At 44.8% G+C, this 25,213-nt stretch carries 21 protein-coding genes; 10 read left to right on the top strand and 11 right to left on the bottom strand.

The window, feature by feature from the left end:
- Positions 1 to 16 precede the first annotated feature (16 nt).
- The 4 genes from bcsA to MHM99_RS16295 are packed head-to-tail and all read left to right on the top strand — an operon-like array spanning position 17 to position 7,936.
- Positions 17 to 2,143 (top strand): UDP-forming cellulose synthase catalytic subunit, encoded by a 2,127-nt coding sequence (gene bcsA, locus MHM99_RS16310; RefSeq protein ID WP_239220163.1) that lies wholly within the window; start codon positions 17 to 19, stop codon positions 2,141 to 2,143.
- A complete protein-coding gene (locus MHM99_RS16305; RefSeq protein WP_049588724.1) occupies positions 2,140 to 4,416 on the top strand; it encodes a cellulose biosynthesis cyclic di-GMP-binding regulatory protein BcsB in 2,277 nt (758 codons plus the stop codon). The genes bcsA and MHM99_RS16305 overlap by 4 nt, the downstream gene beginning before the upstream one ends.
- Positions 4,410 to 5,516 (top strand): glycosyl hydrolase family 8, encoded by a 1,107-nt coding sequence (locus MHM99_RS16300; protein WP_239220162.1) that lies wholly within the window; start codon positions 4,410 to 4,412, stop codon positions 5,514 to 5,516. Before MHM99_RS16305 ends, MHM99_RS16300 begins: the two co-directional genes overlap by 7 nt.
- A complete protein-coding gene (locus tag MHM99_RS16295) occupies positions 5,513 to 7,936 on the top strand; it encodes a cellulose synthase subunit BcsC-related outer membrane protein (protein WP_239220161.1) in 2,424 nt (807 codons plus the stop codon). Before MHM99_RS16300 ends, MHM99_RS16295 begins: the two co-directional genes overlap by 4 nt.
- A 39-nt stretch (positions 7,937 to 7,975) precedes the next feature.
- Here the strand turns inward: MHM99_RS16295 and MHM99_RS16290 are convergent, their stop codons facing one another.
- The 5 genes from MHM99_RS16290 to MHM99_RS16270 all read right to left on the bottom strand — a co-directional run bounded on the left by MHM99_RS16290 (position 7,976) and on the right by MHM99_RS16270 (position 13,356).
- Positions 7,976 to 9,388, bottom strand: coding sequence for a collagen-binding domain-containing protein (locus MHM99_RS16290; RefSeq protein ID WP_049588727.1), 1,413 nt, complete (start codon positions 9,386 to 9,388; stop codon positions 7,976 to 7,978).
- 181 nt (positions 9,389 to 9,569) lie between these two features.
- Positions 9,570 to 9,980: a biopolymer transporter ExbD gene (locus tag MHM99_RS16285; RefSeq protein ID WP_049588728.1), complete on the bottom strand. Its 411-nt coding sequence runs from the start codon at positions 9,978 to 9,980 to the stop codon at positions 9,570 to 9,572.
- Between the two features lie 142 nt (positions 9,981 to 10,122).
- Positions 10,123 to 10,911 carry a CLCA_X family protein gene (locus MHM99_RS16280; RefSeq protein ID WP_014950745.1) on the bottom strand — a complete coding sequence of 263 codons (789 nt, stop codon included), beginning with the start codon at positions 10,909 to 10,911 and terminating at the stop codon, positions 10,123 to 10,125.
- Between the two features lie 25 nt (positions 10,912 to 10,936).
- Positions 10,937 to 11,473 carry a flavodoxin FldB gene (fldB, locus tag MHM99_RS16275; RefSeq protein WP_014950744.1) on the bottom strand — a complete coding sequence of 179 codons (537 nt, stop codon included), beginning with the start codon at positions 11,471 to 11,473 and terminating at the stop codon, positions 10,937 to 10,939.
- A 17-nt stretch (positions 11,474 to 11,490) separates the two neighbouring features.
- On the bottom strand, positions 11,491 to 13,356 hold the full coding sequence (locus MHM99_RS16270; protein WP_049588729.1) for an isoleucyl-tRNA synthetase: 1,866 nt from the start codon (positions 13,354 to 13,356) through the stop codon (positions 11,491 to 11,493).
- A gap of 271 nt (positions 13,357 to 13,627) precedes the next feature.
- Between MHM99_RS16270 and MHM99_RS16265 the strand changes: the two genes are divergently transcribed.
- The gene (locus MHM99_RS16265; protein ID WP_049588730.1) at positions 13,628 to 14,749 is read left to right on the top strand and encodes a hypothetical protein; all 1,122 of its coding nucleotides are present in this window, start codon (positions 13,628 to 13,630) and stop codon (positions 14,747 to 14,749) included.
- Positions 14,750 to 14,850: 101 nt separating this feature from the next.
- Here the strand turns inward: MHM99_RS16265 and msrA are convergent, their stop codons facing one another.
- On the bottom strand, positions 14,851 to 15,396 hold the full coding sequence (gene msrA, locus MHM99_RS16260; RefSeq protein ID WP_014950741.1) for a peptide-methionine (S)-S-oxide reductase MsrA: 546 nt from the start codon (positions 15,394 to 15,396) through the stop codon (positions 14,851 to 14,853).
- Between the two features lie 224 nt (positions 15,397 to 15,620).
- Between msrA and MHM99_RS16255 the strand changes: the two genes are divergently transcribed.
- From MHM99_RS16255 to MHM99_RS16245, 3 genes are all read left to right on the top strand, one after another.
- The gene (locus tag MHM99_RS16255) at positions 15,621 to 16,016 is read left to right on the top strand and encodes a DUF393 domain-containing protein (RefSeq protein ID WP_014977428.1); all 396 of its coding nucleotides are present in this window, start codon (positions 15,621 to 15,623) and stop codon (positions 16,014 to 16,016) included.
- Positions 16,006 to 16,731: an SDR family NAD(P)-dependent oxidoreductase gene (locus MHM99_RS16250; protein WP_187447113.1), complete on the top strand. Its 726-nt coding sequence runs from the start codon at positions 16,006 to 16,008 to the stop codon at positions 16,729 to 16,731. Before MHM99_RS16255 ends, MHM99_RS16250 begins: the two co-directional genes overlap by 11 nt.
- A gap of 311 nt (positions 16,732 to 17,042) precedes the next feature.
- A complete protein-coding gene (locus tag MHM99_RS16245) occupies positions 17,043 to 18,464 on the top strand; it encodes a sodium-dependent transporter (protein WP_014950738.1) in 1,422 nt (473 codons plus the stop codon).
- A 113-nt stretch (positions 18,465 to 18,577) separates the two neighbouring features.
- On the opposite strand, the gene MHM99_RS16240 is transcribed toward MHM99_RS16245, so the two are convergent.
- Positions 18,578 to 19,390: an NAD-dependent epimerase/dehydratase family protein gene (locus MHM99_RS16240; RefSeq protein ID WP_239220160.1), complete on the bottom strand. Its 813-nt coding sequence runs from the start codon at positions 19,388 to 19,390 to the stop codon at positions 18,578 to 18,580.
- 167 nt (positions 19,391 to 19,557) lie between these two features.
- Positions 19,558 to 20,388: a DUF2884 family protein gene (locus tag MHM99_RS16235; RefSeq protein ID WP_049588733.1), complete on the bottom strand. Its 831-nt coding sequence runs from the start codon at positions 20,386 to 20,388 to the stop codon at positions 19,558 to 19,560.
- Positions 20,389 to 20,734: 346 nt separating this feature from the next.
- On the opposite strand from MHM99_RS16235, the gene MHM99_RS16230 reads away from it, so the two are divergent.
- The gene (locus MHM99_RS16230) at positions 20,735 to 20,926 is read left to right on the top strand and encodes a hypothetical protein (protein ID WP_014950735.1); all 192 of its coding nucleotides are present in this window, start codon (positions 20,735 to 20,737) and stop codon (positions 20,924 to 20,926) included.
- Positions 20,927 to 21,001: 75 nt separating this feature from the next.
- Here MHM99_RS16230 and MHM99_RS16225 read toward each other — a convergent pair whose 3' ends face one another.
- Genes MHM99_RS16225 through MHM99_RS16215 form a run of 3 tightly spaced genes read right to left on the bottom strand, consistent with a single transcriptional unit; the run spans position 21,002 to position 24,147 of the window.
- Positions 21,002 to 22,339 (bottom strand): mechanosensitive ion channel domain-containing protein, encoded by a 1,338-nt coding sequence (locus tag MHM99_RS16225; RefSeq protein WP_239220159.1) that lies wholly within the window; start codon positions 22,337 to 22,339, stop codon positions 21,002 to 21,004.
- A 3-nt stretch (positions 22,340 to 22,342) separates the two neighbouring features.
- Positions 22,343 to 23,236, bottom strand: a complete 894-nt coding sequence (locus MHM99_RS16220; RefSeq protein ID WP_131138335.1) for an acyltransferase — start codon at positions 23,234 to 23,236, stop codon at positions 22,343 to 22,345.
- Positions 23,233 to 24,147, bottom strand: coding sequence for an acyltransferase (locus tag MHM99_RS16215; RefSeq protein WP_069944970.1), 915 nt, complete (start codon positions 24,145 to 24,147; stop codon positions 23,233 to 23,235). Before MHM99_RS16215 ends, MHM99_RS16220 begins: the two co-directional genes overlap by 4 nt.
- A gap of 113 nt (positions 24,148 to 24,260) precedes the next feature.
- Between MHM99_RS16215 and fghA the strand changes: the two genes are divergently transcribed.
- Positions 24,261 to 25,103 carry an S-formylglutathione hydrolase gene (gene fghA, locus MHM99_RS16210; protein ID WP_239220158.1) on the top strand — a complete coding sequence of 281 codons (843 nt, stop codon included), beginning with the start codon at positions 24,261 to 24,263 and terminating at the stop codon, positions 25,101 to 25,103.
- Positions 25,104 to 25,213: the final 110 nt, after the last annotated feature.

Below are 25,213 nucleotides of genomic sequence, written 5' to 3'. Positions count from 1 at the left end.
GCTACTGCTGGCACCCATGGATGCATTGGGCCAGCTTCTCTCTTCAATCGTTATCCTCATTGCAATATCCTTGTGCAGCAAAGAAGCGCGACACACGCAAAAATACCAGCATTTATTTCGCATTTTAGCTCTGGTGCTAGCCATTGCGCTTAGCGTCAGGTATTTGCTGTGGCGTGGTATTTACACGCTAACCTACTCAGATTTTCTTTCAATGATTGCCGTCTGGCTATTATTTGGCGCTGAAATTTATGCGGGGATCACTTCAGTGTTAGGGGCGATCGTTAACGCGTTTCCGCTCAGTCGACCGCTTTTGTCCCTGGAAGGGGTAGATAAATCAACTCTGCCCAGCGTAGACGTCATGATCCCGAGTTATAACGAAGATGAAGGGATATTAGAAGTTACTATCCGCGCTGCAAAAATGCTCGATTACCCTAAAGAAAAGCTTCGTATTCATTTGCTTGACGATGGCGGAACCGACCAGAAAATTAACGCTGAAAACCCTGTGTCAGCGGCCACTGCAAAACAGCGGCGACAAGATTTGCAAGCACTGTGCAAACGTTTAGACATTACCTACCACACTCGAGCAAAAAATGAGTTTGCCAAGGCGGGTAATGTGAACAGTGCAATACAAAATACCACGGGTGATTTGATTGTTATCTTGGATGCTGACCATGTTCCTACTTCGGATTTTCTTGATAGAACCGTGCCGTGGATGCTTAAAAACGAGAAGGTCTTTCTCGTTCAAACCCCTCATTTTATGGCTAACCCAGATCCTGTTGAGCGTAACTACTTCTCTGCGTTTACTCGCATGCCTTCAGAAAACGACATGTTTTACGGCACTATACAGAAAGGCTTAGACTACTGGGGGAGTTCCTTCTTCTGTGGATCAGCCGCATTGATGAGAAGAAAGCACCTCGATTTGGTGGGGGGCATTTCCGGCCACTCTATCACTGAAGATGCAGAAACCGCGTTAGATCTTCACAAAATGGGCTACGAGTCTGTATATGTGGACAGACCTATGGTAAGCGGCCTTGCGCCAGAAACGTTTGATGCGTTTATTCAGCAGCGTATGCGCTGGGCACAAGGCATGACGCAAATTTTACTACTCAAAAAGCCTTTTAAAGCGCAAGGACTAAAATGGTATCAGCGAGTGGGCTACATGAGTTCAATCATGTTTTGGCTGTTCCCGTTTGCTCGCATCATCTTTTTGCTTATGCCACTGGCGTATTTGGTCTTTGGGCTTCAGGTTTACCATGCATCGATGCTGGAAATTTTTGCCTTCACCCTGCCTCACGTTATTGCCACATACATGATATCCACCATGCTCTTTGGGCGAACCCGATGGCCCTTAGTGTCAGAGTTATATGAAATACTACAGTGCGCATTTACGCTAAACGCATTAATCAAGGTTTTCTTAAAGCCGCGGGCACCTTCATTTGTTGTAACACCAAAAGGAGAGAGTCTTGACAGAACCTTTGTATCGCCACTATCGAGCGTGTTTTACTGGCTAATATTGGTAATCACATTCGCATTAGGGAGCGGTGTCTATAAGTTCATAACAGAGCCTCTTACACGCGAACTTACTGTGGTGGTCATGTTGTGGAATGTATTTAATTTGATTCTATTGTTGTCTGTTCTTAGTGTGTTATTAGAGCGGAAACAGGTGCGTAGTCAGGCACGCCTACCAGCTACGAACAGTGTCGTTATTAAGACTACAAGTGATGAAGCTTGGGTTGGAGATTTGGTCGATCTTTCGCTAGGTGGAGCTCGGTTACGCTTGAAAGGTGAGGGAGCGTTAGTACCTGAAAATGCCACGCTCACATCGTGGAGTCACGCACTGAATAAGAACGTTCATTTGCCAATTAGCGTTCTGCATTACGACAATAGGTCAAAAATTCTTCGAGTACGCTTTATGCCTCAAACCGAAGAACAAGAAAACGAAGTCGTCGCCTATTCACTGTGTGATAGTCTGCGCTGGATGTCGTTTCAACGAAGAAGAACAAGGGCTATCTCATACTGGTTCGGCGCAAAACATGTGTTGAAAGTTGGGTTAAAGCCTGTTTTATTGCATATGCTTGTATTAATGGGGAAGTTCGCCGGGAAATTAGGTTTGCTTGCTAAACCGGCAAAGGAAAATCAATGATAAAAAAATACCTTATGTTCATCGTATGTTTGTGCATGCCTTTTACCCTAGCGGCGCAAACTGACACGTATCGATTAACCGACTTTTTTGGCGGTGAAAGTACTGTGCGCTTGCAGGGAAAATCTGCCTCCATTGATATTCCAATTCCCCTTAGTTCAGTAACTGATGTGGACAGCGCGCTACTTACATTAGAAGTGGTCAGCTCGCAGGCGTTAATCAAAAAACGTTCTCAGCTGTATGTGAGATTCAATAATGCGACCATTGGACAGATTGCGTTCGACCCAGACAGACCTTCTCTTGTATCTGAAATTGCGATCCCTACTTCATTGTGGCGAGCCGGGTTTAACTCTCTGACACTAGCGGTAAGTCAGCACTATGCCGAGCAATGTGTTGACGGCAGTGCGCCTGAATTGTGGAGCGAAATTAATGCATACAACTCAACGCTAAAAATTGCGACGTCGGTGAATGAAAAGCGCTTCACGTTAGATGAGCTGAGCGGATTCTTTAATCCAGGAATTGGCGGACAGCGAAACGTTCAGCTTTACACGGCGCGAGAAGCTGATGATCAAATTAAATATCAGACACTTCCCATTGTTGCTCAAGCACTGTCTCTTAGGAATCAATATCAGCCGCTTATTATCGAGCATGACAGCTTTGATGATGGTTACGTTTTGCCCCAGCTAGAAGACACAGAAAATAGTTTTTGGAACGACCAAAATGTTGCTCGCTACGAGCGTGCTGCATGGTATCTCAAAGCCAAGCAAAAACAGCCTGTTCATATTCTAGTTGGTACAGTAGACGCGTTATCACCGGTATTATCTGACGAAGTGATTAACGACATTGATGGCGCGTTTCTAAAAGCACAGCGCACACCTGCGTTTGTTAAGGACAGCAACGTTATTGTACCGGCTAGTTACCGCCTTATTGTCAGCGGTACTACGCAAGATGAAGTACTTGAGGCAGCGAAAGCCTTGGCGGTAATGGACGATGCGATTAACCCTATTTCACAAGTTACCGTACTTTCACAGTCACAAATGCAGGCGGAAACGCTGCAGCGTCATCGCATTCTGAACCCAGACAATCACTACACATTCCAAGACTTTGGTGTGGCGACCACTCAGTTTAGGGATGAGGGGAACTTCACCAAACGGGTGTCATTCAGATTGCCTGCAGATTTTTATGTACCTGAAAACGCGAGCGTGAGCTTGCTCTTAGACTTTGGATATGGCGCAGGTTTTGGGCCAGGTTCGGTTATGAATGTAAGCGTGAATGACGAACTTGTACACGGTTTGTCTCTTAATAATATTAACGGACAATCCTACCGAGACTATCAGCTAAGAATACCTGCACGGTTCTTCAAAGGCGGGACGAATAATTTAGACTTTGCGGTAACCATGAGAGCGCCGTTAGCAGGTGTGCCTTGTGATGATATTCCTGGTTCCCACCTCGTGTTCCAGCTTGATGATTCTTCGGCAATAAAGCTACCTGATGCAGGAAACGTGGCAGTTCAACCTAATCTCGTCTTGCTTTCAGAAACGGCTTACCCGTTTGCGCGCTTTAAGTCAGCACCATCGTCAACCATTGCTATTCCGTCAGATGACTATTTAGATACAGCGTTAACTCTTTCAGCGAAATTAGCGCAAGTAGCCCAAGTGCCTTTATTGAACGTGAAAATAGCAACTGGAAACGACATTACAACCGAAGGTTCTGTGATTGTTCTAGGTACCCCTGAAAGCTTAACGAATATTGAGCAGTCTGAATTCAGTACGGCCATTGAGGCAACGAAACGCTGGTCTTATCGGTTACAGAACAATCTGTACAATCGCGTAAGAAACCTGACTGACGATCAGTCTTTCAAAGAAATGCGCATAGACGGTCATACCGTTCAAGAAAGTGACTTAGGTGAGCAAGCAGTACTTACTGCACAGGCACACCCTGTTTCATCACAAACCGATACCTTGTTCATTGTTGCAGCGCAGACGCCGGAACTTCTTCAAGCTAGAGTCGAGGATCTGGTTAGTTTGTCGATGTGGGGGCAGATGGCAGGGGATTTCTTCGCATGGAAAGATGGTCTTTCGCCATCACTCATCATGCAGGTAAGCGATAAATATGAAGTGGGTGAAGCCGACGACAGCTGGCTGCATTTACGACTATGGCTGTCTAACAACCCGTGGTATTGGTTAATAGGCTTTATATTGGTTGTATTTGTTGTAAGCCTACTTATTTACCTGTTGCTTAAACGCAGAAATAAACAAGTGCAAGACTCATGGTAAAGCTGCATTACGCTACAAAAGCGACGCTAGTGATAGGTTTTTTGTTCCTGTTGGCGTCGTGCTCTACCAAGGAAGATAGCGAATTCAAGTCTCAGTATATAGCGTATAAGGCATTGTTTGTTGACGGCGGGCGCGTGGTAGACACAGGAAATGATGATGTGTCTCACAGCGAAGGGCAAGGATACGGTATGCTCTTTGCCGTCGCCGCCAACGACAAAGACACCTTTGATGCATTATGGCACTGGACCCAACGTACGCTCATGCGCGAAGACGGGCTATTTAGCTGGCGCTACCGACCTTGTGTGGATAATTCATCTTCTTGTATCGATGACCCTAATAATGCCTCTGATGGTGAGATTCTTATTGCGTGGGCATTATTGCGTGCAAGTGAAAAGTGGGGCGTTGGTAAGTATGAGGAGGACGCCAGGAATATTGTACGTGCTGTAGAGCAGAAACTTCTGGTGGTGAATAATAACAGTGTAGTGCTCTTGCCTGGGGAATACGGATTTGCATCTGACCAAACAGGAAATAGCAGCCTTCAGCTAAATCTGTCCTATTGGGTTTTTCCCGCCATAACTGACCTGTCTTCGCTGTCGGATACTCCGTCACGTTGGGAAAGTCTGTTCGAGTCGGGCTTGATCTTGCTGTCGAATATGCAGTTTTCTACCTACCAATTGCCCAGTGATTGGGTGCGTTTCACCCCTAATAGTACTGAGTCCGATAACAGTAAGATTGGTGCGTTAAGTTTAGATAATGTGATATCGCCTGAGTTTGGTTTTAATGCGATCCGTATACCGCTTCAGCTTGCATGGTCCCCACGTTTTCGCCAAAACGCTAGGTTAACTGAGAAGCTACTTTCCCCCTACAATGCATGGTGGGCGATAACGCCTACGCCAGCTACCATCAACCTGTTAAACGAGGAAACCGCTGAGTACGAAATGTCTAAGGGAATGCGTTCAGTGCAGATGGCCGTAAACAGCTTGATGAAATCAGAAGAAAAGCAAAGGCCAGAGTGGCCTGAGATCAATCGAAACATGGATTATTACTCGGCAAGTTTAACGCTGCTTTCTATGCTAGCAGTTTTGGATAACGCATCGTGAAAACTCGGTTTACTCGCACCTCTTTGTATCTGGCACTAGGCGCTTTGGCCACGTCACTTGTGTCGGTGCAGGCATACGGACAAGCTAAAACAACGTACAAAGAAAAAGATCTGGGTATATTACCTGCACAACAAGATCAGCCGGATTTAACAGGGCTTTGGTACCATATTAATGAGCGACAGATTCAGCAAGCCAATGAAGAGTTTACGCGTTTAAAAGCTCGTTACCCTACGTGGCAGGTGCCACAAGAAGTCGAAACCGAACTAAACAGAATAAACGGCCGCTTAAAAGGTACTAACAAGCCTGTAGTTTCAGAGCCAAGAGAATCGTTTCAGGCTTTAAAAAAGCAGCCAGATAAGCCCGCTTCTAAAGCCCTCCCGCTCGAACAATTTGCTCAGTTAACGCCGAAAGCCAGAGCAAATACGTCGAAGCAAAAAGTAGAAACGCTTATTGCATTGAGCAATCAAATTAAGCGAACTGATTTTTACTTGCTTATGGGGTGGACGGCCATTGATAAAGGCATGTTAGAAATGGCAACGCAGCAGTTCTCTCAGGCCCAACAATCGGCAGTTCGTGATATCGATAAACAATCCGCTCAACAAGGCCTTAACAGTGTCACTGGTATTAAGCTACAGCAGGCATTGTCTTTGCGCGATACGACAACGCTGGAGCAATTTCTCAAATCTGATAACAGCGGCTACGTGAAAGAAGTGCTGCAGGGTGCGGCATGGCAACAATACGACTTGAAAAATTACGACTTTGCCGACGCGCTATTTAGTTTGGTGAACGGTAATGAAGGCAGGTATTTGTCACTTAGCGCGCAAAGCAGCGACACGGCCAAGCAAAGCGCGTTCGACCTAGCATGTAGTGTCAATACTGAGGTTTTCATTCGACGCTGTGCTGATGGTCTGGCTAGCCGACAGGCTCAGTTTTACGATACACGGCGCTACAAGCAAAGTATTGAGTCAGGCGAAGCACTCGCCCGTTTGAGATCGTTAAGTGTAGATGAGCAAGCACTAATTGGGTGGGCTGCTAAAGAGATACAAGACACCACAACCGCCACCGCGGCGTTCGAGCGAGTGCTCGCGAAGACGCCAACCGATGCGGTAATTGCCAATGAATTGGTTACAATTAATCAAGACGACGAAGCCACACTGAACCGATTGTCGCTGAGATACAGTGCGGTAAAAAGCATATTGCAAGAACGCACCACACGTAACGCCTGGCCCAGAAAACAGTTTTGGCTAGCCTATCAAAATCGCGATGCGCGGGGAGTTACAGCACAAACTAAAGATGGCCTAAGTGCAGTCTACGGTATTAATACTCGCAGTCGAAGCGGGAGCGAGGGACTCGGTAATTTCGATGTTCTGTCGCAATATATTGGTATTGGCAGCGGTTATGAAAACTGGCTGTGGCAAGTATCACTCGACTATAAGCAATTCTACAGCGGTAGTCCTCAAGTTGGTGACTGGTTTGGTAACGACCAATTGAGTGGAGCATTTTCGGGAATAAGCGGCTTTGAAGATAAGGGGCTTCGCGCCGAAGCGCATTATCAGGCACCTGATTTCAATTTTTACGCTAACCTTGAATATGCCATGTTCGATCAACCCGTCGGCGCTAAAGTAACGGGGCAGATATCTGCAACCAAATTTCTTACCAGTACAACGGTAGCTGCAACCTTATTTAGAAAGGCAAAAGAAGACAGCTTATTAAGCCAAACCGGAACCTTCAATGCTGATCACGCGAAACCTTGGGGCTACGTGATAGAAAGTGGCATAAGAGGGTTAGTAGCGCATGCAGTGGCCGACAACTGGTCTGTTGCAGGTACTGCTCAGGTTAGTCGCTTAGAAGGCGAGCAGGTTGACGACAATAGCGCACTCTCTCTACGGGGTGATGTGAGTTACGATATTGCTACCATGATATCTCCCATGCTTGATTATTGGCGCGTAGGGCCATTCTTGAGCTATACAAGCTACGATAAAAATTTAAGCGGCTTTACGGTCGGCAATGGTGGCTACTTTAGCCCCAGTCAGTTTGTCAGCATCGGGGGCTATTCAGAGCTGTTAACGCTTGAGGCGCTAAACTGGCAAGTTAAACTTCGAAGTTCACTTGCGCTTTCACGTGTTGAACAAGACGATGATCTGCGCTTTCCGATTGGAGGTGCATTTCCTACGGCAGACGAGAACGCGACCCTTGGTGAAAGCTCAGATACGGGTTTAAGCGGAAATTTTATGGCTGAAGGTCAGTATCGAATCAATCACAACTGGATTGTGGCTGGGTATATAGGAAAAGCATTTGCGGTTGAGTACCAAGCATTTGAAGCGGGTATTCAGATAAGGTGGCGAGAAGGGCGAGGTGCTGGTGTAACAAGCGATGAGCTTTTGCTGTCTTCGCCAAGATTAAGCGGCTTTGCACTATAAAGCCGCTTTTGCCTGAAGATTCACTCTCTTTTTAAAGCGTTAATTCGCTTTTCTACGTCTAGCTAGCATGAAACATCCAGCGCCAAATAAAAGGGCGATTGATGCAGGTTCACTTACGTTGATAGCGCCGAACTGATAGTTATTTACTTGGCCTGTCGGCGCATTGTAGGTTTCGCCGTCGTCATTAATCAGTTGCACCAACGGAGTGACCAAACTATTAGCAATGACATTACCGTCTACATGGCCATTGTAGAAACTTAGCTCTGCATATGGCGCCAGTACACTACCTTTAACACCCACACTATGTAGTGTAAGAAAATCAGCATCAACAAAGTTAAACAAGATGTTGTTGGTATAAAGGCCATCATGACGCTGACCTACATTGTTGTCATTGTCTCTGTACTGGCCATTTTCTCTGAAATATTCATTTTCCTGCGTAAAGGCCGTATTAAAGAAGCCAGTGTTAAATAACTCAACTGATTCACCGTAGACATTGATGATGTTGTAGCTGGTGGTTGAGAAATCGTAAACAATGCCTTTATCAGCAGCGCTGAACCAACTAGCGTCAATATTGTAGATATTGATATCATCAGAGCCAGAGAAGGTAATGGTATTTAATACATCCTTGCTAGCGTCGGTACAAGCAACCGCTTGATCCGAATCGTTAGCGTCAGTGCACGACAATGTTGTTGTGCCATTCACCGACATTGACGCAAACTCCTGAGACTGCGCTGTTACTTCGGCAGCAATAGCATTAAAGTCGATATTGTTAACGTTAGCCTTACTCACGCTGCCCTGTTCAACAGATGTTGCTGTCGAACCATTGATAGCGGTGTAATTGTTAACGTCGTTAAGCGTTACGGTACCGTTAACTTCGCTGCTATCAAGTTCAACGCTAGACTCAGCAAATACGTTTCCGTTTTCAACTTGGGAGCCATATAAAGCAGGGTTGCTCACACTGTCGTAAACACTATTAGGCCCACCAAGTTTCACAGTATTGGCGTGCACATCACCTGATACAACATTTGAGTTACCTAGTTTGACATCACCTTTGGATGAGATACCGCCAGACTTCACCGTAGAATTAATGAGATTTACAGTCTGCTGAGCGTTAACCGCTTTATCGAATGTGAGTTCAGATCCAAACACCATACCTGACACGGTAGTTGAACCACCGTGAACATCACCGCGCGTGAAATGAAGGTTACCGCCTACGGCAAGAGCAGACTCAGACATATCTGGCGATAACAGTAAGCCAACATTGAAATCGGTTACGTTCATTTCGCCACCGACAGCTAGTCTTCCTTCAACATCGGAAGATTGGCCAGTAAAGCTATCGAAGATGAATGCGTTGTATTCAAACGCTTCACTCAATTCAATTTTGGCGGCAGACACTTGTGGTGCTGACATAACCGCTGCAAGTACAGCAGTGTAGAGTATTTTTTTGTGCATAATGGCTCCAGTGACATCAGAGTCTGGAACCGAGTTTCAACATGGATTTTCCAGACACACCGAATGGTACGATCTGAACAAAATTCATGCGATAGCACAAGAGATACTTTGGTATAAGGTCTTATACGAAAAAAGCCACCCGAAGGTGGCTTTCTTTATTTTGCGTGGTCAGAAAGGCGTTTTAGCTGCTCTTTTTAACCAAAACAGATACTTTATCAATACCTGCAATTTTAACTTGGTTCATAACTTCTACCACAGTACCGTGCTCACTGTCTTCGTGAGCCTGGATAGCAGCTGAATCCGTGTTGTTTTCCGCTAGGTATGTTTGCGCGTTTGCAACCACACGACGAATATCAACTTCGCGGCCGCCCATCATAATTGTGCCATCAGCATCAATACGGATAGAAAGCGCTTTTGAAGGCTTATCGTTTTTCGCTTGATTATCTTCAGGACGGTTTACGTCCAAACCTTTCTCTTTCACGAACGAGGTCGTTACGATGAAGAAAATCAACATGATGAACACGATGTCCAACATGGGGGTCATATCAATCTGAGCCTCGTCTTCAGCCGAGGTATGCTTCTTTCTTTTCATCTCGTCTTCTTTCTTCTGTTACGTTCGAGCGCTTTAGTATACTGCTTGTTACAAAAATATACAGGGTTTTGTACAAAAACAGCGTGCTCATTAACACTTGTTGTTGAAAAAATACTCAGTTTCACAGTAATAAAACAACAAACTAGGTTTGTTTATGTGAAATAGCGACACCTAATTGGTAAAAATACAACATCAATGCCTGATTGAGTGATGTACGCAAGTTACCATGAGGATAAATGCCAAGTCTAGCTTCCGTTGATTTTTTTGTCCCCTGCACCAAAAATGCGTTTTTGATCTCGTGATCTTGAATACAGGCTTCAAATGCGCGGGCAGCCATCTCCTGAGGCATAGCATAATAATACATTTTTAACGCGCGATCAGCTTCTACGGATCGCACAAAGTACTCATTTGGTCTTTTTTGATCATTTAGGAACAATAGCGAGAAACAATCGCTCAATTTTTGATTCAACGGATGAGGATTCATCGGGGCATTGTCGAGCCAGGCCTGTGTAGCAAAGCTGCCGGCGGCAATACCGTCGAACATGCGCGGCGCAATATAATGATCGAAAGCGTGAAACCATTCGTGGGCTAGCGCTCCGGCTCCTGCATTTTTTGCTAGCGCAAGCTGTCTTTTCGCACTGTTGTAGTGGGCACTGCTGTGTTTTTGACCGCCACTGCCAAAAGCCAGTGACAGGGATCCGTTTAACGATAACACCTGTTCATTGATATTTAAGATCGCGACCAGATCGTAAAGCGCATCGAAAAAGAGGTTGGCAGCGATCTGTTGTTCTTCTGCTGTTACCCATCTACCCACAGTGATCGTAGCGAAATTAAACAGTTTGCGAATATCTTGAAATGAAACATCAGCGCCGTCCCTGTGGCTTGGGCCGTTGCGATAAAACTGCTGATGAATACGGCCTTTACTTTCCAACACTGACATCCGAAATTTATAGGCGTTAAGCCATCGAGACCAATAACTGTTCGCACCATGCTTCGATGCGCGCGTCTGTTTTGTCGTATTGGTTTTCATCGTCAAGAGACAGGCCAACAAACTGAGTTTTGTCTTCGGTTAACGCTTTTGAGGCGGTAAATTCGTAGCCTTCGTTTGGCCAATAACCCACGATCTTACAGCCTGATGGCAATATTGCATCGTGAAGCATGCCTAATGCATCTTGAAACCATTCACCGTAACCAAGTTGGTCGCCAAGTCCGAATAAGGCGATGGTTTTCCCTGATAAATCCAAACCGTGCACTTCTTCCCAATGAGACTCCCAATCTTCCTGGAGCTCGCCAAAGTCCCACGTTGAAATACCAAAAATGATAATGTCGTATTCGGCCGTGCGCGTTAGGTTAACGTCTTTAATGTTGTGAAGGTCAACAATATCTTCGTCGAAAAGGCTATTGAGCTGCGCTTGGATTTTTTCTGCTGCCATTTCGGTATAGCAGGTTGTTGAGCCGTAAAATAATCCGATGGACAGTGCGCTATCACTCATTAGATACCTCTTTTGAACTAATCGTCTTTAGAAGCTGGGAATTCTACCTCTTTACCGTTGCTCAACAAAGCTTTGCACTGAACATCGGTGTTTTTCTGTGAAATTTTTAATACACCAATGGCGCAACCGTTGAATAATTCGCCATAGCCCAAACTTGGCTCTCTCGCTTTTACTGACATATTTCGACGTCTTGTGAAAAGGTTTAGAGGCGATTTAGAGCGATAAAGCACGCGGTTTAATCTATCTAGCCATTTGATCAATCCATCCGGAAAGGCGTTTTTTAATCCACTGCAGGTGAACTGGGTGATGTGAGGGCTGTTGCGCCTAAAGCGCAGGCGTACATCGTATACAAAGGAATAGTGCACATCGCCAGATAGAATGATGAAATCGGGGGGCGTTTTGTAATGCCTGAATATGTTTAATATAACGTTCGCGGTGCCTTTGTGGGCCATCCAGTTCTCAGCATCAACAGTAAGCGCCTTGCCAAAAAACGTAAACACCTTTTGAATGGCTTCGATAACCTTTACGCCATAAATGGGAGCGGCAGAGACAACGATGACAGATTCTTTGCCGATTATGGAATGTTGAAAATCACACAGTGCTTCCCAGTCCATTAGCCCCGAGGGCTTATTCATATTAGATTCACTGCGCCAACGCTGCGTGCGGGTGTCTAAAACCTCAATAGGTGGTGTGGTATCTAAACGGTAATGCCACTGATCAAAATCCAACAGCTCATCAATGATTTCATCGTGCGAGTTTAAACCGCTTTCTCCCATTGATTCTTGTACTTTAGCAATTAATGGCGCTACTTTTTTTGGTGCATTTCCCCAGCCTTGGCAAAGCAAGTAGCCGATAAGCGCATTGCCGATCATGCGTTTTGATAGAGGGTTTCCATAGACTTCTTGTTCCCAGCCCCGGGTTAAGTTCCAATCGTCGGTAACATCGTGATCGTCAAAGATCATATAGGTAGGAATGTGTGCCAGGGCCCTACGTACCTGCGGTAGCTGTTTTACAAAGCCGTTAAGCGATTCGTGTTCTTTGTCGAAAATAGCGTGGTATTTTGGGGGGATCCCATCTTTATCTATATTGATATCAGCCCAAAGCGTGTCGGACCACACCAGTAAATACATAGCGATGATCTCCGCACTGCCAATCAAATGGTTTTGCGCGTTTACTGATGTGAATACCGGTTTTTTCTTAGCACCAAAGAATATTGAAGACAGTACCGTATTGGTCGCAATTTGTGGCAGAAGCTGCTCTCGTTCGTAATACCCATGTTCATGTGTGGCAAGTTCATTAGTGTTGGTTACTACTGCCCCTTCCAGTGCTTCATGATAAAGACCTAAACGGTCAATCACGCTGTGTATGGCTTTAAGCATAGGACCTGCGACATCATCAGCGTAAATTTGATCGCCCGTCATCAACAGGAGATCGGGAAAATCATTTTGCTTTTTGAACGCATTTTTATGGAGTACATCTACTTGTGCTAGGGCATCATCACTGTGAAAGTGAGGCTTACGGCATGAGCCGTGCAATATGGTCTCGGGAGTCTCGGTGTAGTGGAAACATAAGGAAGACTGCCCATCGTAAAGAAGCCCGCGTTGTTCATTTTCCCATGAAGCCTGCTGAGCATCGTCGCTAAAAGATAGCGAGTAACCTATCCGCGCAGTATCTTCGAAGGGCTCTGACGAAGTGAAAGAGAGCAAGTGTATAAATGCGTACTTACCTACGCGTATGGTTTCGCGTTGACAATTGCCGCTGACGACGACTTCATTTGCAGATAGATTTAGCGTAGGTGAATCGGCGTTACTGGTTACTACCCAAATATGACATTCTGTAGATGTCACCTTTCTTACTATCGGACCTGCAATAACTTGGGGCAAGTGCTGCGTAGAAATGACGCTCTCCTTTAATTTTCGTCAATATTAATACACGTAAGCGTGTTAACTAAATATGCTGCACATTAATCGAAAACATGATGACAGCACGACTATTTAACGTTGCCAAATCATATATGTACTCAGCAAACCTGATGTCTATCGCATAACCTTACTCTTTTTTGTGAATAAACGGTATGCTCGATATACTCCCTTACAATTTTTTCAGTTTTACCTTTTGCTCTCGTCTTAATAAACGGAGAGAGGACTTCACACTATGCTAAAATATTTAACCAGTGCTGTGCTAACCACTTTACTGATAAGCGCCTGTAGCGAGCCGAAAGACGTTGTTATCACTCCTGAACCTCAAGACTTAACAGAAGTCACTGTGGGTAAATGGATCCTTGATGAAAAAGGCAACGTTATGTTTGATCCTCAAACCTCAGGGTTAGTGGTGCTAGACGGTCAACTTGTCACTATCGCAGATGCTAGCGCTGATACCACTCAACAGTTGAAACTTCATAGCATTTCACCAGATACCGCAACGCTGAGCGCATCGAGCGAACGCTTTTCATTTTCCAATACCGTGCGCCGAAGCTGCTTTTATAGCTATTTGAGCGAGCAACCTGATTTAGAAGCGCTAGCCGTAGACCCCAGAGACACTAACGTAATTTATACGGTTACCGAAGATGCTACCCGTACCGGCGCGTTAAGCCCTCGCTGTGAAACCAAATACGAGGAAACAGGGTCAACAGATTACCCTACCTTGTTGGTAAAATTGACACGAAAAGATAATGGCTCGGTTGAAATGTCGGATGTGCGACCTCTTCAGTTTCCCAACGATTTTGAAGTAGGTAATTTTCCTAACGACGGCATTGAAGGGTTGACGATGGCTGAAGACGGCACGTTATATCTGGCGCTAGAGAAAGATAAAGCAGGACAGCCAAGAATTTTTACATTGGCTGTTGATGAAGACTTTTTCTCGTCGAATGATTTTGCCACAGTGAGCGAGCCTAACCTTCAACTTCCTTCGTTTACTTCAGGTAATCATCCTATCAATGGACTGGCGTTATATACTCATTCAGCGGGCGCATCCTATTTGTTTGGCGCAGCAAGAAACGACAATGAACTGTGGGTAATTGATGTGAGTGGCAGTAAGCCAACAAAGCGTATCCCTATTACTTTCGACGTTGCCGGCGATCAGAGTTGCGAACAATACACAATGGATAATTCGTCGATGGAAGGACTAGTGACCATTGAAAATACCTTGTGGATCATTAACGATCCTTGGGAGAAAAACTACCTTAAAAACGCGACGTGCGAAGCTCATAAGAAGCGTTATGAAGACTTAGCGCCTTTATTGTTTCCATTAGAAATTAACAGCGTTTGGTTTGAATAATAAGAAAACGAATAGATTGAAAAACAAAAGGGTTGCTTTTAAGCAACCCTTTTTATTGTTGGCTAACGCTATTGATAGCGCGCTTAATATCGCTGTTTTATTTATGCGTCGCTGCGAAGTCGAGAAGCGAAGGTTTTTTTGAACTTCGCAAGTTTAGGCGCCACCACCATAGAGCAATATTGGTTTTGTGGATTATTTTTGAAGTAATCTTGGTGGTAGTCTTCGGCGTCGTAGTAGTTATTTACTGCTACTATTTCAGTCACTACGGGATCGGGCCAAATCTCTTCTTCTGTGATTTCTGCGATAATTTTTTCTGCTTCAGCTTTTTGTGTATCGTCGTGATAGAAAACCGCGCTGCGATACTGTGTGCCTACATCATTGCCCTGTCTGTTAAGCTGTGTAGGGTTGTGCAGCGCAAAGAAAATTTCTAGTATCTCTCGGTAGCTAATGCTGTCGGCATCAAACGTCACTTGTACCACTTCAGCATGGCCAGTATTTCCTTTGCATACCTCTTCATAGGTTGGATCGGCCTTTTCGCCTCCAGCATAGCCAGAAATTGCTTTTTCCACGCCTTCAACGCTATTAAACGCTGATTCGATACACCAAAAGCATCCGCCTGCCAACGTGGCGACTTGTAAATTTGCCATAGTAAAAACCTCTCTTAATCTTTGTCTGTAGTGTGGGTGCGGGTAGGTCACAACACAAGTCATCCAAGCGTGTTTTTTTATCGTATAAACGAATATTAAATAAGAATAATGTGCGAGCTGAGTGAAAGGTTTTAACATGTGAGGCTAGCTGCTTTCTTTCAAGCAGTTTGCAACTGGTAAGAATGCGTATAAACGTGTTCAAAATTTGGCAGAGGTATTCAGTCGTGATTATTTTCTATGACGGGTATTGTCCGTTGTGTATCGCTGAAATGCGTCATTTAAGAAAAAGAGACAAGCACAACAAATTAACATTGGTAGATATTCAGGCCCCCGATTTTTCGAACCGTTATCCAACCATGGATTGGCATGCACTCAATGCAAGAATTCACGGACTTCGTGAAGACGGGACGTTGATAACTGGCCTTGATGTCACTCATGAAGCATGGAAAGCCGTGGGCATGGGTTGGCTATATGCACCGCTTCGCTGGCCTGTTATTCGTCATGTAGCCGATGCTTTCTACAATGTATTCGCAAAGCATAGATACACCATTTCATACCTGTTAACAGGTAAAAAACGCCAGTGCGATCGCTGCATACCAGGAGAAGCCAGTGAAAAATAACGTCCTTATAGTGGGCGCGTCGGGCGGTATTGCGTCTGCGCTTATTGAGCAATATAGCAGTGAAGGTGCTAGGGTGTTCGCGGTTAGTCGCGCCCCTATATCTGACACCAATCATTCTGGGGATGTTACCTATCATCAGCTGGCCGAACAGGACGATAGGCACATAAGCGAATTTGTTGAACAGCTGGCTGAACGGCAGGTTGTGTTAACTACGGTAGTTATCACAACAGGTTTTCTACACCGCGAAAGCGATGGCATTCATCCTGAGAAACGTTTGGAAGATGTCAGCGAGCAGGCCTTAGCGGCTTATTTTTCGACTAACAGCATTATTCCCGCAATGTGGCTCAAGCATTTGGTGAATATTATGAGTAAAGAAGGCTCAACCCTTGTTTGCTTAAGCGCGAGAGTAGGGAGTATTTCAGATAATGGACTTGGCGGGTGGTACGGCTACCGCGCGTCGAAAGCAGCGCTCAACATGTTGGTTAAAACGGCGTCGGTAGAATACAAGCGCAGATTGAAAGACGTGATGCTTGTTTGTTATCACCCTGGGACGGTTGATACGGGGCTTTCTAAGCCTTTTCAAAAGAACGTTGCCGCCAAGAAACTGTTCACGCCTGAGTTTACCGCTAAACAGCTTATTCATCACCTTTCGGCGCTTAATCGAGACCAAGCTTGTCATTTTATCGACTGGAATGGCGAAGTGGTAACTTGGTGATACGGTCTAACATCATTTCAGCAAGTCCAACATCAAGACTTTTTATTTCACTGCTGTTACCATGCTATTTTTGGGAATGGTGCAGCGTATTGATAAGCCCATAGAGGTAGCAATACAACGCGTTGACGCCACACGTGAGTCATAACAACAAACGCCATCCTGATAATAAATAATACCAGTTCGCTCGGCTTGATTCTTACGAATAGTAAGTACCGACAACCAGCATAAATTGTGAGCTCACGACGTGTTTGTGCATCACAAGGCGTGATACGGCGAACTGCTATAACAATAACTCAACAAGAGGAAGGGATATGAGCGGGGCCAGAGAACAGTTCGGATCGCGCATAGGTTTTATTTTGGCTGCTGCAGGTTCTGCGGTAGGCATAGGTAATTTGGTAGGGTTTCCTGTCGGTGCAGCTAAAAATGGCGGTGGTGCATTTCTTTTAATGTACGCTATTTTCGTTTTTGCCATTTGTTTACCGGTAATGCTGGCGGAAATGTCAGTTGGTCGCCATGCTAAAAAAGACCCGCTTGGTGCATACAGTGATATAAGCGGTAATGAAAAGAAATGGAAAGTCGCGGGGTGGCTAGCTATTGCTACGCCGTTCATGATTGCCGTTTTCTACATGGTTATTACTGTGTGGCTTTTCGGCTATTTGTTCGAAGCAGTAAGCGGAAATCTAGACAAGTTAGCTAACCCAGAAACCTTTGGGCTGTTTATTAATTCAGAAGCCATCTTTTTATATATGGCGGCCGTTGTTGGTGTGGTCTACCTCATCCTTCAAGGCGGTGTAAAAGAAGGGATAGAAAAAGCGGCAAAGCTGCTCATGCCTGCGCTTTTCGTGATGCTTATCGGTCTCGTTATCTTCGTATTAACCCGCGAAAATGCGATGGCTGGCGTTGAGTTCTACATCGTTCCTGAGTTTTCAAAAATCACTGCTGAAGTGGTGAATGGTGCGCTATCGCAGGCCTTTTTCTCTCTATCGTTGGGTATGGGTATTCTTATTACCTATGGTAGCTACATTGATAAGCGTGCAGATGTACCGAGCGCTGCCAAGCTGGTGGCGTTAACAGACACGGCCGTGGCGTTCACTGCGGGTTTGATGATCCTTCCTGCCATCTTCTCTTTTAACCCAGACATTAACCCTGATGATTTAAGTGAATCGTCAGTGGGCATGATTTTTACTTACCTGCCTAGTATCTTTCTAGCGTTACAAGACTCGATTGGATATATGGGCGCATCGATTGTCGCTAGCTTGTTCTTCTTACTAGTGTTCTTTGCGGCAATTACGTCGCTAGTGTCTATTTTTGAAGTACCTGTTGCGGCGCTTATGGATGAAAAAGGTGTAAGCCGTAAATGGGCGCTTGGGTCGCTAGGAAGCATTATGATTTTGCTAGCCATCCTAAGTGCGTTGTCATTCGGTAAAGTTGATATGCTTACGTCGTTTATGCACTACGCTGGCGCAGATAAATCACTATTTGATGTCATTTACGATGTGTTCTACGACACGATTTTGCCTTTAAACGGCTTGCTAATTTGTTTGTTTGTTATTTATCGTTGGAAGAGTGCAAACTTCAATGCGTCTTTGGAAGAGGGCAGCAGTGGTTACAAAGGCAGCTGGTTTGAAAAGTACGTGGATATTTCGCTTAAAACCTTTATTCCGCTTATTTTACTCGTGATTTTTGTAAACACGGTAGCGGTAAAATACTTCGGGTTGAGCCTATTCGGATAGTCAGGTTTTATAAGAAATGACGTGAGCTAGCAGTGAGCTCAACTTAAAAACGGCAAGCCTAAAGCTTGCCGTTTTTGTTTGTGTCAGAGTATGTATTTTCACTAAGTGAAAGCCTAAAACATGCGATAGGGGTCGCTATGCTCTGGTGTAATATTTAGCCTTGCCCAGCTTTGTGCGGCGTCAATCACTTTGCCAGCAGGTTCCGCTTCAGTATCAGAAAAGCGAGGAGCATCAATATCCATCGCCTTCGCTGCATCCACGTAATAAATACCGCGCTTAGGATGAGACAAGCTGCAAAGGTGAATAACATCGTTAAGCGGCTTGCCACAAATGATGGTCGTCAGCGCAGATACAATGTCGTACACATGTACAAGGTTTATTCGCTTATTTCCTGCATCTAACTGTTTTCCACTTAACGAGCGGGCGGGGTGACGGTCTGGGCCTACTAAACCGGCTAGGCGAACAATACTGATATCAACCTGACCTCGTTTAGACAATAAATAGTCTTCAATAGTCACGTGGGCTTTGGCCGAGGCTGTTTGCGGCTGTGTAGTGCTGACTTCGGACACTACCTCATTTGTTGCATCGCCGTAAACCGACGTGGTGCTGATAAACACGATATGCGCCACCTTTACGCTGATGGCTGCGTCTATCAACTGCAGCATATTGTTGGTGTATGACGCGAGATCTGTGTTTCTCCTGCCAGGGGGAATATTTAGCAACAAGGTAGCGTTTGGCAAATGGTTACAAAGCGCTGATGTATCTTCGCCCAGGGCATATTCAATTGCGGTGATACCTTGGTCTTGTAACGCGAGACGTTTCTGTTGGCTTCGAGTGGTGCCAACAATATTGACCTTTCCTGAAAGTGCGTTGCCCACATAGCTGGCTAACCAGCCGTAGCCACTAATTACTACATTTTGAGTCATCGATTAAATACCCCTTTGTTTAGGGCTTAAGAGTACATTAATTGGAGGGCGGTTGTCGTTAACTGTAAAAATGAAAAACCGACTGGGTTACAGTCGGTTTTTCAAAGGTGAGTGGTTAGCGTTGCAAGTCGTTTCGCTTTGCGCGTTTAGTTCGCTAAATGTTCCAACTACATTTTCATTTCGTCGTTGTGGTCATGGTGGTTGTCTTGATCAATATCTAGCAGGTTCAAGTCATCTAGCCCCGATATGGATGCCTGCATCTTGCCTTCGGCATAATCCGCTTTCTTCAGTACCTTACACAATGCATCGCCTTTTTCTTCCAGCGCAGCCGCTTGGCTTTCTAAGCGATATTCTAAATCTTCACCCCAGCGCTCCATCTTTTGCTCAAACTCAGACATATCACCGCCTTCCCACAACATTTGTGTTCCTACGGCAATAAGTATTCTACCCATAGACTCACTGATTAAAGACTCAATTTGCGCTTCGAATTCTTGCTCCCAGCTTTCGTCAAACCAACCTGGCTCATCGAATTTAGTTGAATCAACGCGAATATTCCCTGCGTCATCATAGAATGAAGTGTTTAGTTTGGTTTCAAGTGAGTCGAACAGTTCACGAAAATCGTCACCCATTTGATCGCCGCCTAACAGTTCAGTAAAGACTTCAGTTACTGCCACGTTGGCAATTTGCAGCCCTTCACTGGCGATATTCAAGGTCATAGGGATGGCGATATCAATGTTGTTGTAATATTCACTTACCCAGCGCTGTTGTTCGCTGTCAAGCGATACTGGTTCGCCGTTAATGGTCATATTGTGATGGGAGTCAATCGTCATCACTGAGCCATTGTCCATCTGTACCGTTAGATCACCTTGGTAATATTGAATATGACCATCAAGCTCCATGTCACAACTGTTGTTTTGAAAGCTGCTGTCATGCGCCAATGCGTGGCCGCTCATTAAAGTACTGGTAAGGGCAACTGAAAGTAATAGTTTCTTAGACATTGTTCATTCCTTAATTTACGTGTGACGCGTTAACGAAAGTGCTCGAAGCAAACTGCAATGCGTTGTAGTGTCACTGTCAAATAGACGCTAACGATACTCGCTGTTATACCTAAGGTAGAGCAATGGCCTTGCCAATATTTAAAGTCTATATCTTTCAAATGGTTAGTGATATTTGATGATTTCTTTATGCTCTGCTAAATACACTATTTAGTGAGATTACCAACTAATTAGTAGTTTTGACTAAGATCAATTAATACCGATAGCGGTACATTTAAGCCAATCCAAGCATGGTTAAATCTTATTTATTGGTGCATAATACCGCCAATATTTTTAAGGGGTTATCACAATGGCTGATTGGATTAATGCAATTATGTTTGGTGTTGCGCTAATTGCCTTTACGCTAGGGCTAAGCAGCATCGTTATGGGCTTTATGACTGCTAAAGCAGGTGCTGAAGGTATGCAGGAAAAAATCGAGTACGGTTTTTTTGGCGTTACTGGTTTAGTACTTTGCTTACTGATGGCCTACGCATTGGCTTAAGCGATAAGCATTAAAAAAACCGGCTATCTCAGCCGGTTTTTTTTCGTCTTGAACAAGTCTTTATTCATCACTGCCTTATCGATTAGTTTCGCTCTTCTCCTGAGCATCCTCAGGCGCATTGTCGCTTTCGGGACTATTTCTATAAGCGCTTTGTTCGCGATGGGCAAGCAGCGACAAATGTCCATCACGTTGATAAGCGCGTAAATCGAACAAATCCAGCATAGCCATAACGTGGTCGAAAATATCCGCCTGTACTTTTTCGTACCTCACCCATTCCTTTTGTGCACTGAAGCAGTAAATTTCTAAAGGTAAACCAAGCTCATTAGGCGGTAGCTGCCTAACCATTAGGGTCAGTTCTTGGTTTACATCCGGGTGCTTGCGCAAGTATGCCTCTAAATAAGCTCTAAAAGTGCCGATGTTGGTAAGGCGACGGCTGTTTAGCAGATCCGACTCATCAATGGAGTAATCTCGGTGATAAGCGCGGAGCTCATTTTTCTTCTTATCGATATATTCGTTGATATAGCGAATTTTCGAAAAGCGCTCTAGCATATCGTTGTCACAGAGCTTAATAGAGTGCACATCAATATAAATGGCGCGCTTAATTCTGCGTCCGCCAGACTCTTGCATACCGCGCCAGTTCTTAACTGCTTCTGTAGTAAGGCTGTAAGTCGGCAGCGTAGAAATGGTTTTATCCCAGTTTTGTACTTTGACGTTGGTAAGGCCTATCTCGAGTATTTCACCATCTACTTCATACTTAGGCATGGCAATCCAGTCGCCCGTATTAAACATGCGGTTAGCGGCTATTTGAATGCCGGCAACAAAGCCCAGAATGGTGTCTCTGAATATCAATAGTAAAACAGCGGCAATGGCGGTTAAGCCAGACACAATAAGTAGCGGGCTTCTGTCTACAATTAATGAAATACTTAATAGTATGGTGACAATAGCAAATGCCAATTTGGTAACTTGAATAAAGCCAGTGATAGGTGCGCGTTTAGCAAGCGCTGAGGCGTTATAAACGTCTTCCACTGTGCTCAACATGGCATATAAGGCAAGAAGGCCGCTATATAGCATGTATAGCTGAGCGCTCTTTATCACCATACCGTGCATCACGGCTTCATCGCTAATAAGTACCGGTGTGGTTAAGTAAATAAACAGGGCAGGAAACAGGTGCATTAAGCGACGGAAAAATCCGTGCTGCTGCAAGGCGTTGTCCCAGAGGTTATTGGATTTGTATACCCAACTGGCTATCTGGGGGCGCACCAATAGCCTTGCGATAATATAGATTACCGCCGACACCACTAAAATACTACTTAGTGCGATGACGTTATACAGCGGATCTTCAGTAGTAAGATTCGGGAAAATATCATTAACTATGTGAATAAAGTTATCGCGTACTGAAGCACTGACTTCCATTAATTACGACTCCAACATTTTCTTTATACGGTTGTCTTTATTTTCCCATAGACCGTTCAACCAGTTTTGGAAATAAAGACGAAACTCAGACTCAGTGCGTTCTGAATGCTGTTGTAATTCAGGTACCGGCGTAACGTTCACATCGATCACGATTTTTGTCATCTGACCGCTAAGCATTGCCATCATAGGGTGACGCTTATTTTCCGGGTAGAGCAGCGAGATATCTAACACGTTGGTAAATAATTCACCCATAGCTGAGAGCGTAAAGGAAACGCCGCCGGCTTTGGGGGGCAGGAGGTTTTCATAGGGACTTTGCTTTGACAGATGCTTCAATGAAGTAAATCGAGTTCCCTCTACAAAGTTAATGACCGTTGTGGGCACCGTTCTAAACTTCTCACAATACGCTTTGGTGGTTTCGAGATCCTTTCCTTTTTTCTCTGGGTGCTTTTCTAAATACGCACGGGTGTATCTGTGCATAAACGGCATATCAAGTGCCCAGGCACCCAGTCCGACAAATGGCAGCCAAATAAGCTCTTTCTTAAGGAAAAATTTGGGTGCAGGAATGCGGTTCGTTGCGAATTCAATGAGCAGAATAATGTCGAGGTAGCTTAAATGATTGGCAATAATCAGATACCAACGGTCTTTTGACAGCTCGCCGTGTACCGAACACTCAATATCGACGCGGTTAAACAAGCGTATCATGAGAACGCTGACCCGACCGAAGCTAAACATTAGCCCGTGCATCACTTTATTCCATGCCGTTCTTATCTTTCCGTTAGGCATAATAAGTTTTACCAAGCCCAGTAAGATAATTAGGCCTCCCCACAACGCAAGATTGAGAATTTGTAGTGAAGTGTGTATTACGAAAATAAAAGGAGCGAGTACTGCGCGAATCATAATGGTTTCTGTGTTGCGTTTAGTGAATCTAAAAGTTGATCTTTGGCATGCCAGCGCTCATTCAACCACGTCTGAAAACGGGCTCGAACTTGCGGATCATCAAAATAATTGTCGTTGAAAATGCCGTTTTCCATAATGTCTTTGATGGGCATTACGTTGATATTCACACGAATATCACGAACCTTACCACTAACGAAGTCCCAGAAAGACGGTACGCCGTTCGGGTAATCAATTGTGACATCAATAAGTTTATGCAAATGATCGCCCATCGCAGACAAAACGAATGCTATGCCGCCTGCTTTAGGCTTAAGTAAATGAGTGAAAGGCGAGGCCTGCTTGTCGTGCTTGGCTTGCGTAAAGCGCGTGCCTTCAACAAAATTCATAATACTTACAGGCTTATTTCTAAATTTCTCACACGCTTGGCGCGTGGTTTCCATATCCTTTCCTTTCAAATGCGGGTTTTTAGCCAAAAATGATTTGGAATACCGGCGCATAAATGGAAAATCGAGTGCCCACCAAGCCAGACCTAAAATGGGAACATAGATAAGCTCTTTTTTGAGGAAAAATTTCAAAAATGGGATTCTTCGGTTAAATACACGTTGAAGAACTAAGATATCGACCCAAGATTGATGGTTAGCAACAACGAGATACCAATCATCTCGAGTGAGTTTTTCTAGTCCGTTTACTTGCCATTTGGTGCGTCCGCTGATGCGCTGATTCAGGTTATTAACGCCGATCCACGCAGTCGCGCATGCGTCGAGTAAATAAGAAATGAATCGTCGCCACGGCGCAATAGGTATAAGTTTAAAAATAGCCAATATAAAAATAGGCGTTGACCACACTACCGTATTGACGAAATAGCAGATGACCGAAATAGTGCCAACAATATGATGCAACAGTGCTTTTACCATTGTACTTACCTCAAAAATTAGGCGCTTAGTGTAAACGAACTTGATCTAAAATCCGATAGAGCCTTTACTGATTCCACAATAAAGGTGCAAATTTACGTATTTAAGGAGCTGAAATGGAGCTTATTGGCGAAAATAGAGCATTCGGGGGACGGCATTTACGCTATACCCATAAAGCTGAAACAACACAATGCGATATGACCTTCGCAATTTTTCTTCCCCCTTTCGCCTCGAAAGAAAAGCCAGTGCCCGTGCTTTACTGGCTGTCAGGGCTAACATGTACCGACCAGAACTTTATGCAAAAAGCCGGTGCAATGAAGCTAGCGGCGGAGCTAGGTATGGCTATTGTAGCGCCCGATACATCCCCCCGTGGCGAGAACGTTCCAGACGACGAAGAAGGATCTTATGACTTTGGCCTTGGGGCAGGCTTCTACGTTGACGCTACGCAGGCGCCGTGGGATAAGCATTACAAAATGTATAGCTATATTGTGAACGAGCTACCTGCGCTTATTGAAAGCGAGTTCCCTGTAAGCAAAGAGCGCGCTATTAGCGGTCACTCTATGGGCGGACACGGTGCTTTAGTTATTGGCATGCGTAATCCTAATAAGTTTGTATCGGTATCGGCCTTTAGCCCTATCTCAAACCCTTCAGATTGTCCGTGGGGCGAGAAAGCCTTAGGTCGATACTTAGGCGATGACAAGGCAGCATGGCAGGATTACGACGCCTCGTTGCTATTAGCAAGCAAAACACACAGCGTACCTATGCTAGTAGAGCAAGGGACAAAAGATGAGTTCTTGCACGAGCAGCTGAAACCTCAGTCACTTGTTCATGCTGCGCAACAGTCAGATACGCAACTTACGCTTAACATGCATGAAGGTTACGATCATAGTTACTTCTTTATTGCATCATTTATTGAAGAACACCTGGAGTTCCATGCAGGACATTTGGGGCTAATTTAAGCGTAAAATACATGTGTCGTCCTAATATAGGTTGACAGTTATTAGGCCAGCTCTCGAAGCTGGCCTTTTCTATTATGCACTGCGTTAGGCGTTTCCATATCTAATGCTAA

Origin of the sequence: Alteromonas sp. MmMcT2-2, assembly GCF_022348305.1 — a bacterium.
GTDB classification, from domain to species: Bacteria; Pseudomonadota; Gammaproteobacteria; order Enterobacterales; family Alteromonadaceae; genus Alteromonas; species Alteromonas macleodii.
The sequence above is the reverse complement of the archived record's forward strand: the minus strand, read 5'-3'. Positions and strand labels throughout refer to the sequence as shown.

What these genes read in the sequence shown, in the direction of transcription:
- MHM99_RS16305 (WP_049588724.1), top strand. Translation starts at nt 2,140, where the DNA reads ATGATAAAAAAATACCTTATGTTCATCGTATGTTTGTGCATGCCTTTT.
- MHM99_RS16285 (WP_049588728.1), bottom strand. Translation starts at nt 9,980, where the DNA reads ATGAAAAGAAAGAAGCATACCTCGGCTGAAGACGAGGCTCAGATTGAT.
- fghA (WP_239220158.1), top strand. Translation starts at nt 24,261, where the DNA reads ATGGAGCTTATTGGCGAAAATAGAGCATTCGGGGGACGGCATTTACGC.
- msrA (WP_014950741.1), bottom strand. Translation starts at nt 15,396, where the DNA reads ATGGCAAATTTACAAGTCGCCACGTTGGCAGGCGGATGCTTTTGGTGT.
- fldB (WP_014950744.1), bottom strand. Translation starts at nt 11,473, where the DNA reads ATGAGTGATAGCGCACTGTCCATCGGATTATTTTACGGCTCAACAACC.
- MHM99_RS16290 (WP_049588727.1), bottom strand. Translation starts at nt 9,388, where the DNA reads ATGCACAAAAAAATACTCTACACTGCTGTACTTGCAGCGGTTATGTCA.
- MHM99_RS16220 (WP_131138335.1), bottom strand. Translation starts at nt 23,236, where the DNA reads ATGATTCGCGCAGTACTCGCTCCTTTTATTTTCGTAATACACACTTCA.
- MHM99_RS16235 (WP_049588733.1), bottom strand. Translation starts at nt 20,388, where the DNA reads ATGTCTAAGAAACTATTACTTTCAGTTGCCCTTACCAGTACTTTAATG.
- MHM99_RS16300 (WP_239220162.1), top strand. Translation starts at nt 4,410, where the DNA reads ATGGTAAAGCTGCATTACGCTACAAAAGCGACGCTAGTGATAGGTTTT.
- bcsA (WP_239220163.1), top strand. Translation starts at nt 17, where the DNA reads ATGGATGCATTGGGCCAGCTTCTCTCTTCAATCGTTATCCTCATTGCA.
- MHM99_RS16230 (WP_014950735.1), top strand. Translation starts at nt 20,735, where the DNA reads ATGGCTGATTGGATTAATGCAATTATGTTTGGTGTTGCGCTAATTGCC.
- MHM99_RS16245 (WP_014950738.1), top strand. Translation starts at nt 17,043, where the DNA reads ATGAGCGGGGCCAGAGAACAGTTCGGATCGCGCATAGGTTTTATTTTG.
- MHM99_RS16240 (WP_239220160.1), bottom strand. Translation starts at nt 19,390, where the DNA reads ATGACTCAAAATGTAGTAATTAGTGGCTACGGCTGGTTAGCCAGCTAT.
- MHM99_RS16265 (WP_049588730.1), top strand. Translation starts at nt 13,628, where the DNA reads ATGCTAAAATATTTAACCAGTGCTGTGCTAACCACTTTACTGATAAGC.
- MHM99_RS16225 (WP_239220159.1), bottom strand. Translation starts at nt 22,339, where the DNA reads ATGGAAGTCAGTGCTTCAGTACGCGATAACTTTATTCACATAGTTAAT.
- MHM99_RS16215 (WP_069944970.1), bottom strand. Translation starts at nt 24,147, where the DNA reads ATGGTAAAAGCACTGTTGCATCATATTGTTGGCACTATTTCGGTCATC.